This window comes from Ruegeria sp. H3, from assembly GCF_056533095.1.
The window spans coordinates 44,056-57,797 of the sequence record NZ_JBQFOD010000011.1; the positions used below are offsets into that span (position 1 = coordinate 44,056).

The 13,742-nt window shown below is 57.1% G+C and carries 13 protein-coding genes; 8 read left to right on the top strand and 5 right to left on the bottom strand.

Going from position 1 to position 13,742, the window contains the following annotated elements; genetic code table 11:
* The first annotated feature begins 160 nt into the window (after positions 1-160).
* The 8 genes from ACR0JE_RS13745 to ACR0JE_RS13780 are packed head-to-tail and all read left to right on the top strand — an operon-like array spanning position 161 to position 7,890.
* Positions 161-1,240 (top strand): coiled-coil domain-containing protein, encoded by a 1,080-nt coding sequence (locus ACR0JE_RS13745; RefSeq protein ID WP_353012710.1) that lies wholly within the window; start codon positions 161-163, stop codon positions 1,238-1,240.
* Between the two features lie 4 nt (positions 1,241-1,244).
* A complete protein-coding gene (locus ACR0JE_RS13750; RefSeq protein ID WP_480864558.1) occupies positions 1,245-1,649 on the top strand; it encodes a hypothetical protein in 405 nt (134 codons plus the stop codon).
* Entirely contained in the window at positions 1,642-2,760 is a 1,119-nt protein-coding gene (locus tag ACR0JE_RS13755) for a hypothetical protein (RefSeq protein ID WP_480500556.1), read from the top strand. The genes ACR0JE_RS13750 and ACR0JE_RS13755 overlap by 8 nt, the downstream gene beginning before the upstream one ends.
* Before the next feature lie 57 nt (positions 2,761-2,817).
* Positions 2,818-4,749 carry an AAA family ATPase gene (locus ACR0JE_RS13760; protein WP_480864559.1) on the top strand — a complete coding sequence of 644 codons (1,932 nt, stop codon included), beginning with the start codon at positions 2,818-2,820 and terminating at the stop codon, positions 4,747-4,749.
* Complete coding sequence (locus ACR0JE_RS13765; RefSeq protein WP_480864560.1) at positions 4,746-5,633, top strand: hypothetical protein; 888 nt, start codon at positions 4,746-4,748, stop codon at positions 5,631-5,633. The genes ACR0JE_RS13760 and ACR0JE_RS13765 overlap by 4 nt, the downstream gene beginning before the upstream one ends.
* The gene (locus tag ACR0JE_RS13770) at positions 5,630-6,967 is read left to right on the top strand and encodes a DUF6638 family protein (RefSeq protein ID WP_480864561.1); all 1,338 of its coding nucleotides are present in this window, start codon (positions 5,630-5,632) and stop codon (positions 6,965-6,967) included. Before ACR0JE_RS13765 ends, ACR0JE_RS13770 begins: the two co-directional genes overlap by 4 nt.
* 1 nt (position 6,968) lies before the next feature.
* Positions 6,969-7,235 carry a hypothetical protein gene (locus ACR0JE_RS13775; protein ID WP_480545212.1) on the top strand — a complete coding sequence of 89 codons (267 nt, stop codon included), beginning with the start codon at positions 6,969-6,971 and terminating at the stop codon, positions 7,233-7,235.
* A 10-nt stretch (positions 7,236-7,245) separates the two neighbouring features.
* A complete protein-coding gene (locus ACR0JE_RS13780; RefSeq protein WP_480864562.1) occupies positions 7,246-7,890 on the top strand; it encodes a DUF1523 family protein in 645 nt (214 codons plus the stop codon).
* 14 nt (positions 7,891-7,904) lie between these two features.
* Here the strand turns inward: ACR0JE_RS13780 and ACR0JE_RS13785 are convergent, their stop codons facing one another.
* The 5 genes from ACR0JE_RS13785 to ACR0JE_RS13805 form a co-directional block, all read right to left on the bottom strand.
* Positions 7,905-9,002, bottom strand: a complete 1,098-nt coding sequence (locus tag ACR0JE_RS13785; RefSeq protein ID WP_480864563.1) for a flagellar basal body P-ring protein FlgI — start codon at positions 9,000-9,002, stop codon at positions 7,905-7,907.
* Positions 8,999-10,006, bottom strand: a complete 1,008-nt coding sequence (locus ACR0JE_RS13790; protein ID WP_480864564.1) for a flagellin — start codon at positions 10,004-10,006, stop codon at positions 8,999-9,001. Before ACR0JE_RS13790 ends, ACR0JE_RS13785 begins: the two co-directional genes overlap by 4 nt.
* Positions 10,007-10,008: 2 nt before the next feature.
* The gene (gene flgK / locus ACR0JE_RS13795; protein ID WP_480864565.1) at positions 10,009-11,460 is read right to left on the bottom strand and encodes a flagellar hook-associated protein FlgK; all 1,452 of its coding nucleotides are present in this window, start codon (positions 11,458-11,460) and stop codon (positions 10,009-10,011) included.
* Between the two features lie 33 nt (positions 11,461-11,493).
* Positions 11,494-12,789, bottom strand: coding sequence for a flagellar hook protein FlgE (locus tag ACR0JE_RS13800; protein WP_480864566.1), 1,296 nt, complete (start codon positions 12,787-12,789; stop codon positions 11,494-11,496).
* A 91-nt stretch (positions 12,790-12,880) separates the two neighbouring features.
* The gene (locus ACR0JE_RS13805; protein ID WP_480864567.1) at positions 12,881-13,714 is read right to left on the bottom strand and encodes a flagellar motor protein MotB; all 834 of its coding nucleotides are present in this window, start codon (positions 13,712-13,714) and stop codon (positions 12,881-12,883) included.
* Positions 13,715-13,742: the final 28 nt, after the last annotated feature.

The following is a 13,742-nucleotide window of genomic DNA, read 5'->3' on the forward strand; positions in this document are numbered from 1 at the left end:
CCAGATTTGATCAAATTACTGTCGCTGCCCGGTGGCCTCGGACCTATCTTTTTTGGTGCGAGTTTGCCAAAGTCTGGTGGAAATTTGGACCCAAAGGGATGTAAATGATCGTAACATTCCCTATCTTATTGGGTAATTAGATAAAAAGGGGACAGCAGAGATGTCGAACCAGCAATTTGAAGCGCTGATTGAAGAAACGCAAAGCAAAGTGCGCGAAAGCCAGTCGCAGATCCAGAATCTGACGTCACGGATCGAAGCGGCCCGCGCCAAGATCGGCACGGCCGAGGCGGATATCGACATCGAAAACGCCACGCTTGAAGACGTGCACTCTCACACAGAGGTGATGAACGCCAATATCGCCGAGCTGATCATGGGTCTCGACGACGTGACCAGCGCGTTTTCCAAGGATTTCGACGAGATGCGCTCGAAAACCGGGTGGGAGTCCTTTGTCGGCGTCTTCTCCAAAGGTAAATCCGAGTCGATGCGGCAGGAACGCATGCGCACCGCCAATATTGATGACAAGCTGCAGGACCTAATCGCCAAATCCGACGTGATCGTTAAACTGCTGGAAGGGCAACTGTCCGTCTTGGAGGACCAGCGAGTCAAGGTCGAGGACAACCTGACCGTCACGCTGGACGACCGCGAGGCGACGGTGGCCGAGCTGGAGGCTTTGCGCGCCGAAATTCAGGGTATGGACCCGACGATCATCACCTTGGAAAACAAGATCAGCGTCGAACAAGACGCGGCCGCACGCACCCAGTTGGAAACCGAACTGGCCGAGTTGAACAAGCAGTACAACGCCAAGGTTCAGGAAGAGCAGGTCAAGCTGGCCAAGTCACAGACGCTGGAGCGCTATATCGAAAAGGGCAAGACCTGGGTCGATTCACTGCAGAACCAGGCGGCGACGCAGATGGTGCTGATCAACAAGCTGCAGACAGACACGCAACAGCGCGTGGTGCTGTATGATGCCTTGACCAAATCGCTGAAGACCGCGCAGCAGCAGGACGTGGCCCACCGCATCAACGAGATCGGCGTGCAGACTGACCAGGAGGCTCAGACGGCAATGGCTGCCATCGGCACCGCGACCAACCAGAAAATGGCCGACATGCTCGAGGCGCATGAAGACCACATGGTCTTTGCCCGCGACGTGCTGGAGAAAAAGGCCAAAGCGGATGAACGCTTTGCCCGCCGGTTTGCATCGATTGTCGAAAAGCATGATAAGAATTTGTACGGGGGCTGAGGGCGTGCGTTATACTGCGCGAGAAATCTCTCTAGCCGTGTTGGCAATTCTAACAGTGGCCCTCGCAATTGCATTTGGTGTTGGACTGATTGCGGATGTCCCAACGTTAAGTGCGATTGCGATTTGGACCCTGCTACCGGGCAAGATTTTGATCTCCATTTTCGCGGTGCAAGCCGAAGAACTAGACCAGCATATTAGCTTTGGAGAAGCAGTTCTCTCAAAAAACTTGTGGCAAAAATACAGAAGAGAATGGGCTCTGCCCTTCGCAGGTATGTTCCTAGGAATTCCGTTGTTTTTGCAATGGGGGCTGCCTGTGAGCGGCGCGGTTGGGCTCTATCTATTTGTTTTCTTAACTCAACTTGAAGATTGCAGGACAAAAATTTGCCGCTCACATATGCCCAATGACTAACCCAACCCAAGACCATGTCGGCCTGACCGACACGTTCGCCTCGCGCCGCTATTTCCGCAAATTCGAGGTGATCACCGTCCACCTCCTGCGCGTGGCCGCGACGATGGAGGCTGAGGGCGCGATCAGCAAGCAAGAGGTGCGGATCGTGTCGCGCTACCTCTCGGGGTTGCTCTACACCTTCCGGGCGCTCAGCATGAAATACCTGCTGGTCGGGCGCGATACGGGGCGGTTCTTTGGCAGCCTCGCCATGGACAAGCGCGACAGTGGATTTCCGGTGGCGGCTGAATTGTTGACCATGGCCAATGACGCGCAGCAGGCGCAGGTGCATCTGGCGAATATGCCCTCAACCGATGATCTGAAAACCGACATGGTCCGCACGATCATTGGCGACCGCGAAATCCCCACCAAGCTGCAATTCGCGCTGTCCCAAAGGCTCTATTATGAGGAATTGCTGAAAGGTCAGCTGTTTTGGGCGCGCAATGATCCTGAATGCCACTGGATCGGGAATGAGGGTGAACGGCGCAAGTTCATGATCCATTGGGCGGTTTATGACAGCCAGATCAATCTGCCGGTCATCTACCTGATGCAGTTGGAGGATAGCGGTAAGACAGCCCTGCCCAAGGATCAGCGTCGATGGCCCGAGGTGCAGGCGCATCTGATGGCGCAATCGTTAGGCGGGCTGAAACTGGTGACCATCGCCAAGGGCTTCGATCAGGATTTTAACGACCTGCATCCCAAAAACCTGCGCCGCATCCATGTGGGTCCGATGTATTCCTCGGCTTTTACCGAGCAATCTGGCCCCTTGCGGCAGGTGCTAGAGGACGCGCAGTCGCCACAGGGGCAGGACTGGGCGCTGGCCTGGACGACTGAGGAGCTGGAGAGCGAAGAGGTGATCGAGGAACGCGCCGGGTGGTTCTCGACCGTCGAGCGTGAGGTGTTTGCGCTGGACCCGTTTGGCGGGCAAGGGGCTGAGACCGGAGCGACGCGCATGCAGCGCTCGATCATTCTGCCTCAACGTCCGTTTCAGGTTCTGGCCGAGCGCAACCCGCGGGGCTTTGCCGATGTGCGCAAATTCGTGGTCAGCAAGGCCGGGCAGGTGTTGCGCTATTAGAATTTTTGCCTCCGGCGGAGGTATTTTTGAACAGAAGAAGAATGGGCGGTTTTTGAGATGAGTTTGACGTCAGATCAGATGGAATTGCGCGAAGACGATATTCGCAAGCATTACCCTGCGGCGACGGCCTTGTTGAACGGGTTCGAACATGCGCCGCGTATTGCCAAAGCTGTTGAAGTGGCAGTTGAGCGGTCCTCGGGTGTATCGACGGGGCGGCGGTTTCGATCGACCACGCCCGGTTTGGTGACGCGGCGCACGGTACGGGCGGATGGGGTGCATCTGGTTGAGCGGATCGAGGCCTCGGATCATGGTGATACGCTGGTCTCGCCCCCTCAGGCCACAGCGCAGCAAGCCATTCGGCGCGCTATTGCAATCGCACTGGCCGTGGCCGAGGCATATGCCGAACAGACTCCGTTGGCCGATTTGAAGCGGGCCAATCTGGCGGGGGATTTGCCTGTTGCGCGAAAGACCGAGTTTTCGGAATTGCTGACGGCTGAGGCTTTGATCACATCTCATGTGCTGGGCAATGCGCTGGCTTATCTGATGTCGTCTCATCTGGGCGAAAACACGGTTGACCTTGGTGAGATCGAAGAGGTTCTGACCGACAATGGCCAGCTTGCCCTGCACGGTGCCTTGTGGGAGCTGGATCAGGTGCTGGCCAAACACGCCCCCGACGACGCGCATTTGATCGCCACCATCAGTGCCTATGCCGAGCAGTTGATGGACAAGGTTGCCCTGCGTGCGCAATCCGCTGGCCATCTTGCCTCGTTCCAAAACTCCGCCTGGCATATAGAGGCCGATGATCTCACGATCCGGGGGTTTGAGCCGGCCTCGAAGGCGAAATCCACCACCCTGACGATGACGTTCAAGAAACCGAACGAGGTGGTCGGCAACCATATCGCCAAGTACCAGGCAATGAAGCTGGCCAAGATGGTGATGGCCTATGACTTTGACCGCCGACTGAACCCGTTTGCAGAACTCGGAGGGTTCATTTTTACCTTCATGGGTGACGGCAAACCGGGTACCGGCAAAACCACACTGATCCAGATGATGGCCGGGCTGATCAACGACTATTGCCAGAACGCGGGCTACCCGTTCCGCTATCAGAACCTGAGCACCGACAATATCGACAGCTATCAGGGCAAATCCGGCCAGAACGCCAAGGCCTTTATCAACACGATCATCGACCCCTCGGTCATCGGGTTCGGCACCATCGACGATATCGACCAGCTGGCGGGCAAGCGCGGCGATCGGCAGTCCTCGGCCGGGCAACTGGAAATCACCGCGGTGCTGATGGAGAGCTTTGCGGGGGCCAACACCGTTGTGCGCGGCAACTGCACCTTTGGCATGTTTTCGAACTACCCCGAGAATGTGGACGACGCCCTGCGCCAGCGGGCGGGCGCGCGGTTCCTGGTGGACGGGCCGCAAACGCGCGAAGATTACATCGACATCCTGCACCTGCTGATGGGCCGCAACCACGACATCCCGCTGGGCGAACACGAAGCCTATGCCGCGCAGGAAATCAAAAAGGCCGTCGCCGCCAGTTTCGAAAGCCACGCCCGCCCGCATGAGGACGCCTTGCTGCAAGTCTATGACCGGGTGTCGGGCGAGATCGGCCAGATGGACACGATCGCCAAGCTGGGCACATACCTCAAGGCGATCCAACAGGCGGATGAGCGCTTTACTGGCCGCGCGATCAAGAACATCACCGACGCGGTCAAGGTCCGTGCGATGGATTTCGAACTGCCCGACGAATGGATGGAAAACCCCGACCTGTTCCTGTTCCGCGACTACGACACCAAGAAAGCGATGATCGAGGACCTGCGCCAGCCGATAACGGTTGAGATGGTGATGCAAGAGATCAACCGCTACGCCGACAGCGAGTTCCGCTATGCCGACAAGAGCGACGAGGTCGCTATCGAGAACGCGGTGCGTGAGATGGGCCGGATGGAAGAGGCCAAGCGGCGGTATTTGGAGGGGAAAGTGTGAAGTCCACAGACAACCTCAAAACGCGCCGCGTGTCTAACCCCATTTACTGGGGAGTTGTGGCGACTGTAGCGATTATAGCGTTTGGTTTCTGGACCGCCCATCTGACTGTTTGTGATGCTACATTTTTTGGATCCGAGACCTGTGAGGAAAGCAAATGGAGATACTTTCTTAAAGCTGCACCCAATGAAGTTGGGGACACGCTTGCGGGTTTCGCGGGTGCTTTAGCGTTTGTTTGGTTGATTGCGACGGTCTGGTTGCAAGGGCAGGAGCTGGCGGCTCAAAGGCAAGAGCTTCGGGAGCAAAGGCTCGCCACTCAAGACATGGCTCAAGCTCAAAGCGAACAAGTCAAATTGCTCAAACTGCAAGGAGATATTTTCCTAGAAGAACAGAAACAAAGAGACGAGGATCGCAACGACGCATTGCTTCAACGCAGACTTGAAAATCTTCAAGCGCATCTCATAAGGCGCTTCAAAGCTATCTACTTTGTTGGTTGGCTCTTTGATATGCAGGGCCTGCACAAAATCGTCGAAAAACCAAATAACATGCCGTGGCCGCAGCGAGATGCAGCCAAGAGTGTTCTGGTGGAGGCTCCAACACCTGACTTGTTTTTTCCGCGGCTACTAGAACGTATTAAGAAAACTCTAAAAACCTATGAACCTTCAAAGGATGCAAAGCGACCGGAAGATGGAGTTCTTGAAGAGCTAAGCGATTTGATCGAGCGCTTCGAAGAAATTTGTGAGATGAGAAAGCTCGTATCACCACCTACCAAAGTTAGGATTGAAACTTTGTTAGTCTCCGAGATTCTAAGCGAACTGCAGGTTTTTAGAGAAATCTTTTTAACGCTTCCAAAAGAGGCAAGTGAAACTCAGGATGAAAGCAATTGATCCGCCTCATCGAAAAAGGCCTGATGTTCGGCAATCTCGTCCACATCTCCAGCCCGGCTCTGGTCGAGCGGTATAACCGTGCGCTGCAGCATCTGGCGGGCAAGACCACGGCGTTGACGGATTTCCATGTCGATATCTCGGGCTATTCGCCGGAGGTGGGGATTGAGCTGGACGACCCGCTCTACCTCAACCCCAACGGGGTCAACCGGCAGTTCATCCTGCTGACGACCGAGCAGAAACGCGCGCCTTTGCTGAATGTCAAATTCTCGACTTCACGCGATATCCTGCGCGAGTTTATCGAGATGAACGAGGCGCAGCTCTTCGCTCTGACCGCCACGGATGCGGTGGCCGGAGAGCTGGTGAACTCGGTCTTCAAACTCACCAAACCCAATGATCTGCTGAACCTGCGCAAGATCGAGATTGAGGCCGATACCGCAGGCGGCATGCTGCGCAAGGCCGAGCAGCTGGCAGGCATGGTCGAGCAGTTCAAAACAGCAGAAGACGCCTGGTTCGACGACGTGCTGATCGCCGAGATGATCGAAACGGCGAAGGAAACCGGCGACGTCACCCGCAATCCGGTCCGCTTGCGTCACACGGCGTTTGAGCAGCGCAACTTCTGGACAGCGCATTTCGGCGGGCTGTACCTGTTCCCGGACGTTGATCACCCAGCGGCGATTTGCATGGGTGAAACGCCCGACGATCTGAAAATCAAGTACACGTTTGACCCGTCTCAACGGAACCAGATTGCCAAATTCCTCGACTATAACGATCTGGTCGAACCCATCGTGAAGGCGCGCGGGGTGGATGCGGCGGCGATCCTTCAGCAAAAAATGGATTTTCTGACCGTTGCCGCAGCCGCCGATGCCGATGTTGACCTTACGGGTTTGGATCGCAGCGATATGCGGCGCTTGGCGCGCACCCATGCAGATCGCTTGCCGGATGCCTATCACGGTCTGGCCCAGCTGTTGCGCTGGGCCACTGACGGAGGGCCTTGGCCGCGGATCACCTCGGACCATCCGGCCTATTTCTACACATTGCGCGCGGCGGATACGCCACAGCGCGATCTGGTCAACATGCTACTGGCCGAGCTGGCCCCGCTGGACCCGCGCCAGATGTTTATTTGTCATAAAGAGCTGTTCTATAAAACCTACAAAGGCTGGTCGGAACCCAAGAAAGCCTATGTTGCTGATTTTCTTGAGCGCGAGTATCAGGTGGACAAAGCCGGCGCGCGCGCAGCCTTGTTCGGGCCTGAGCCGGATATGTCCGGTGAGGACCGGGTCAGCGAGGATGTGATCGCGCGGGTTGGGCCTTGGAGCTCGATAAGGAAAGGGTAAGATGTTCGGAGCGATGCGCCTGTTTCTGATCCTGCTGGTGATCCAGACGGTTGCATATTTTGCACTGTCTCTCTACTCACGCAGCGCACGCCGCCGCAAGCTGGAAACCTGGTGGGATGAAAAGGGCAAGCAAGGCAACAAGCAAGCCTTTGTCGAACGCGGTCTGCACGTGTATGACAATTCGTTTCGACGCAAACTGATCTTGGGTGTCTATATCGTGCCGTGGGTGGCGATTGGCGCGCTGATCTATATTGTGAATTATATGTGAGGGTTCGGGCATGGCCTATTTGAAATGGGCATTGATCATCATCTTTTGGGGTACGATTGCGGTCGTTCTGCAGTACTCCCTGCCACAGCGCGATATCGTAAGGATCGTGAACACATACGAAGAACGTCAGGATCTGAACGACTGGACCCGGATCTTCTGGTCCGAGCCGGATGATCAATCGACCAGCCTGTCGAACCGCGATGTTCAGTTCATCCAGGCGGTGCGCGCAAATGGCAAGCCGATCGTTTACAGAAACGAAGACACTAGCTGGGGTTGGCCGCCTTATTTTAAGTTCGATACTGCTAATCTTTACACAGAGGCCAATGATGCGATTTCGGATAAGGATGACCCTGACTGGGTTGCGGTGACTCATTATGGCTGGCGCAACGAATTTATGTCGATTTTTCCCAATGCGGTTTCTCTAAAACATGTAGATGGCCCGGATGTGCGTCTGATCCCATGGTTCAATATCATCTTCCTGACCGTTTTCTTTGCCATTGTCTGGGCGATCTGGGTGCGCTGGCGCAGGTTCCGGCAGCGCCGCATCGATCCGATGCTCGATGGTGTCGAGGATGGTTTTTATGCGGCGGGTGATGCGATTGAGGAGCGACAGAAGGGATTCCGCCGCTGGTTGGACAGCTGGAAAACCAAGTAAGGCGTGGCCCCCTATCAACGCACAATGAACTCTGCGTGAAGCGCGCCGGCGGCTTTGATCGTCTTCAGGATGTCGATCATATCGCGGGGCGACACGCCGAGCGCGTTCAGCCCGGCGACAACCTCGGACAAGGTCGTGGCCTCGGGGATTTCAGCCAAGCCTGTGCCTTCTTCTTCCTCGATCCCGGCGACGGTGCGAGGCACCACTACGGTCTCGCCTCGGGCAAACGGGTTGGGTTGAACGGCAATGGGCGCCTCTTCCACGGTCAATGTTAGGTTTCCTTGTGAAACCGCGACCCGTGATATACGGACTTCCTGCCCCATTACGATAGTGCCCGATCTCTGATCAACCACCACGCGTGCTTTGGTTTCCGGTTCAACAAGGATGTTTTCAATCCGCCCAATCGCATGGGCGGTTGATACCGATTGCGTGGCCGCAATATTCAGCTCGACCGTACCGGAATCCCGCATTATGGCCACCGCGCGGTTGAACTCTGTATTGATCGCAGTTTCGATCCGCCCGGCGGTGGTGAAGTCCGGCTCACGCAAGGCAAGACGCATTTGTGTAAGAGCCGAGAGGTCGAAATCGATCTCTCGTTCGACCCGCGCGCCAGACGGGATGACACCTGAGGTAGGAACACCTTGTACGACCGAGGCGGCATCGCCTTCGGCAACTGCCCCACCTGCCAAAACCGTGCCTTGCGCCACAGCGTAAATCTGACCATCCGCCGCATTTAGTGGGGTCATAATAAGGGTCCCACCAAGCAGGCTGCCGGAATCGCCGATCGCAGAAACGGTTACGTCAATCTGGCCGCCAACGCGCGCGAAAGGGGGCAGGCTGGCTGTCACCAGGACGGCCGCAACGTTTTTGGGCCGGAAATCTTCGCCATTAACGTTTACGCCCAAACGTTCAAGGATGTTTGACATGATCTCTTCGGTGAACGGTGAATTGCGCAGGCCGTCGCCCGTACCATTCAGGCCAACGACTAAACCATATCCGACCAGGTCGTTGCCGCGAACGCCGTCGAAATCCACAAGGTCTTTCAGCCGGATTGCCCCCGCTGAGGCAAGGCCGGGAAGAAGGAGGATCAAAAGGAAAGCAAGAACTCTCATCTCAGGAAATTCACCAGCGACAGGTTGGCATTGCGGACCGTAACCGAATAAAGGCTCTCCAGTTGAAACTGCACGGTCTGCAGCTGTGCCGCTGTTTGATACGGGTCGGCTGCGATCAGGGAATTCCGGCTGTATTCAAAGCCCACGCGCGATGCCGCGTTTCGGGTAGCGGCTTGTTCGACTCGGGCCTCGGCCGCGCCGACCTCGGCCCTTAACTTGACCGTTTTATCTTTTGCGTTGGCCAGATCGACACCCAGCTGTGTGAACATGCTTGTTCGCAGCGTTGGGGACCATGCCAGCGCGTCTTCTGATGCTAACGCGGCCAAGGCCGTGTCACGTAGTGCCGACTTGAACGCCGGATCGGTTGCCGTGATGGGGATGGAAATCCGCTCATTTTCTGAGATTTGCATCGGCGCCAAAGGTGTATCTGAACCTTGGTAGATCACCGCGTCAAAACCGGTCGGATCGTTGAACCAGTTCTCGGCTGCTGTGCGGATGTCGGTCATCGTGGTTAGGCCAGCAAGCTCGGTTTCAAGCGCCGTCAAAAGGGTTTCGGCCGAGGCCAACGGAGAGACATCGGTTGCCACGCCAGAATACAGGCTGCGCCCGCCGACCCGTGTGTTCAGGGCCGCGATCATCGTGTCCAGCTCATTCCGGGCCTGAACCGAGGCTTGTTCGTGCGTCAAAGTCTGGTTTGCGGTACCGAAGGCCAGCAAACTGGCCGACATCTCACCCAAAGACTCGTCAATTGTGGTCAGGCTTTGCTGCATCACATCGGTGAACAATCCGGCCTCGGACGTTGCGATCTTGTAGGCGTCCAGTCGGGCAAGATTGCGATCGAGATCCAGAAGATGCGAAAGATCGCCGCCAAGATGCCCCGAGACATCCTGAACCTTACCGCTCGACATCTCATAAGACAGTGTTTCGATCTGGGCTTTGATCTCAGAGGCACGTGTGCGCAACGTCATGCCGCGCGCCAGATCACCAATTGCGGTCAGTGTCATTCTTACAACCTCAGCAGTGTTTCCATAAGTTCATCGACAACCGTCATCACCCGCGCATTGGCGGAATAGGCCTGTTCGATCTGCATCAGTCGCTGCAGTTCCTGATCCGTATCCACGCCTTGTTCAGCTTCGATCTGGGCCATCTGCTGCTGCGCACCGGTTGCGAAGGTCTTGCGCTGTTCGGCCCGGTGTGCCTGCGCGCCTGCGTCAGACAGCAACGCCTCAGTCACTTCGGCTGCGCGCAGGTTGCCGGTGCCAAACAGGGAACCTGGAACAGGTCTTGCGTCGTTCAGGATTGCGCCAAAAGCTTGCAGCTGTGTTGAATCGCCTGGGTCTCCCAGCGTGGCTGCGCCAAGTCCAGCGCGTAGCCGCCAACTGTCGCCTCCGGCATCCGGGTCAACGATCGTATTCAGCGACAGGCGTGCGGCCAGCCCGGTGACCATGGCAGGATCGAACCGGCTGCCATCATCGGTGAACAGCCCCGGATCCGTTGCGGCTGCCGTTGGGTCGAGACCTGACGTTTCAAAGCGCTCGATGAGATCCCGCGCGACCGTATCCAGTTGCAGCTGGGCTTCAACCGCCAGTTCATCCCGGATGGTAAATTCAGCGGCTAACGCCCCGCCCCGTATTTGTGCTGTATCGCCGCCGGTATGAATGGGGTTTCCGTTCATTTCCAGGCCCGACAACAGCCCATTGCCGACTGTCATATGGGGTTTTGTTTCGCCGGTGGTGGTGAAGGCAAACTCTGATGCTTTGCCTTCGAGCAGGATCAGCCCGCCATCGGAATAGAGCGAAACCTGATCGTTGTCGCGCGGGATTACATTGACCGGGATCAGCGTGTTCACCTGATCAATCAGGATCTGACGCTGATCCTGTAAGGCGCCGATATCACCGCCTGAATTGCGAATGGCGGGGATCTTTGCGTTGAGGTCTTCGATATCCTTCAGCGTCTGGTTCAGGCTTTCCACCTGTGCCCCGATCCGCCGATCTGCATCAGAGCGCGCCTGACGGACCCCTTCGGATGCTGCATTCAGTTCATTGGTCAGATCGCGGCCCGCGCGGGCGGCCTGATCGAGCCGTTGGGCCGAATCCGGCAGGCTGGATGCAGTGATCAGGCTGCCATCAAAGGCCGCAAGTCGCGCGGCCAGTGACGTTGCATCATCCGCGGGACCGACAAGGTTTGCGAATTGCGACTGAAACGCTGCCAAGGAAGATTGCTGCGCCAGATCCGCGTCGGTGGCGCGCCGATTGGCAACCAGGACCGGGTCTTGATGACGGATCACGCCGACAGTGCGCACACCATTGCCCGAGATCGGGCTGGTAGTCAGTTCCAGTGACCGGCGCGCGTAACCAGGCGTGAGCGCATTGGCGACGTTGCCGGACACAACGGCAGCGCCGCGGCTGGCCGCTGTCAGACCGCCCAAAGCGTTATGTAAAGCTGTCGACATGTTCATGGCGCTGCTCCTTATCTATGTCCGAAACTCGGTTTATCGTTTGAGGTTCGTTGTTTCCTGCAACATCTCATCCACGGTCTGGATCACCGTCGCGTTCGAGGAATACGCGCGCTGGGTTTGGATCAGGGATGTCAGCTCGGTCGCGACATCGGTTGTTGATTCCTCGCGCGCGAATGAGATCAGCGAGCCAGTTGGGCCCTCACCCGCATTCCACAGGAAGAAGGTACCGCTATCGCGTGAGGGCGCGTAGGTCTGACTGTCCAGTGCTGTAAGGCCGTTGGGATTGGGGACATCCGCCAGCGGGATCTGGAACATACGGCGGCTGACGCCGGTATCATAAAGTGCATATACATAACCGTTTTCGTCCACCTGAACGCTGGTCATGGTGCCGACCGCAGCACCATCGCGCGTGATGGAAACCGGGGCGAAAGTGTCGGACAATTGCGTGATGCCATCCGCGTCGCCGATCAGGCCGATGTTTACCTCCATCGGGCCGCCCGCCACACTGACGACAACACTGCCGGTGGCTGGATCGTAAGCCCCACCCGAAACGGTCGTCACACTTGCCAATGTCCCACCGGCGGTGCGACTGTCGGTAAAGGTGAGTGTATATTCCCCGATCACGGCGCCGCCCGATGCCGAGTCGCGCAAGATCATTGTCCATTCGTTGCTGGAGCCTGTCGCCGGGACAGTTGGAACCAGTTCGATATCAATACTCTCGGATTTGCCCAGATTATCGAAGTATTCGACCGATAGAGGCTGCGTGTCGCCGGGTGCGCCAGCGTCAGTGGCCGTCGCGGGTAGGTTCATCCTCAGGTTCATTTGCGTTGTTGGTGCGCCTGACAGTTGATTGACGCTTAGCTGGACGGGTTCTAACGCGGCGGGCGTATCGCGTGGAACCGGGGGAATTGTACCGTCGGAGTTTGCGCGCCACCCCAGCAGAACCAGCCCGGATTCGGTGACCAGATAGCCTTGGTCATTGGTGCGAAACGAGCCAGTCGTGGTCAGCAGCATCTCATTCGAGCCGCCCACGACTTGCGAGCTAGAGCGTACCGGCAACATCCCACGGCCACGTACTGCCAAATCGGTTGAGTTGTTCGTTGTTACCAGTGAACCGCGCTGGTCGATCATACGTTGGCTGGTGGTCCTGACCCCGCCGGCGGAATAGCTGCCGCCCTGGCCCGAGGTGACCATGGAATGAAAATCCGTCTCGACCCGTTTATAGCCGAAGGTCGACGAGTTCGCGATGTTGTCGGAAATCGTCGCCAGCCTGTTGGCATTTGCCTTCAGCGCGGCGACACCGGCATTTAGCGAAGAGGAAATTGTCATCGGCACGCCCTTCTGTTGCGTCAATCAGTGATGCAACAGCTAATGCACTGCCCCTTAACAGCGCGCTAACAGGTAAAATGCGTTCTATCCTTTAGGGGTCACGCAGAAAAATCACCTCGATCCTGTTGTTACGAGGGGCCATCGGGTCATCGCTGTGCAATTTGCGGTCGGCATGGCCCGTTACCCGATCCAGCCGGGGTGGCGAAACGCCCTTATCCTGCAGCATTTGGCGCATGGACTGGGCGCGCGATGTCGACACATCCCAGGCTGGGTCATGGGCCAGAACCACCGGAGAGGCGCTGACGTGGCCTTCTACGGCTATTGGGTTGGTGACCAGATCTGATGCCCGTGCGATCAGCAAGGCCAGCGCCCGCATCACCGGTGTAGGCTTGTTGGTACCCGATTCGAACAAGGGCTGATCTTCGGTATCGAACAGCTCGACGATCAGGCCCTCATCCGTCACTCGCGTGACGATGTGTTTCAACAGCTTATCCGACACCACGCTTTCGCCGGTGCGACCCAAGAGCTGCGCCTCTAGCGTCGAGAAATCCTGTTTAGCCCCCTTGCCATCGGCGTCTAAACCAGTGGTCCCGCGGGCTTTGCGCGCATCGGTCGGAAACCGCGCGGTGGCCCCTTTGCCATCCATCACCAGAGTTTCTTCTGAAAATACACTGTTGCCGCCAAACGCCCCGTCACCCCCGCCTGAATCGGGGCTGATCGGGATAGCAGGCGAAAAGTAATCCGCCAGCCCCTTGCGTTGTGTTTCGGTCGTTGCGTTCAGCAGCCACATCAACATGAAGAAGGCCATCATGGCCGTGACGAAGTCAGCATACGCGACCTTCCACGCGCCACCGTGATGGCCATCGCCACCCGACACACGCTTCTTCTTGATGATGATTGGCGCCGCATTGGTTTGCGCACCCATCTCCACCACCTTTTTTATCACCCGAATA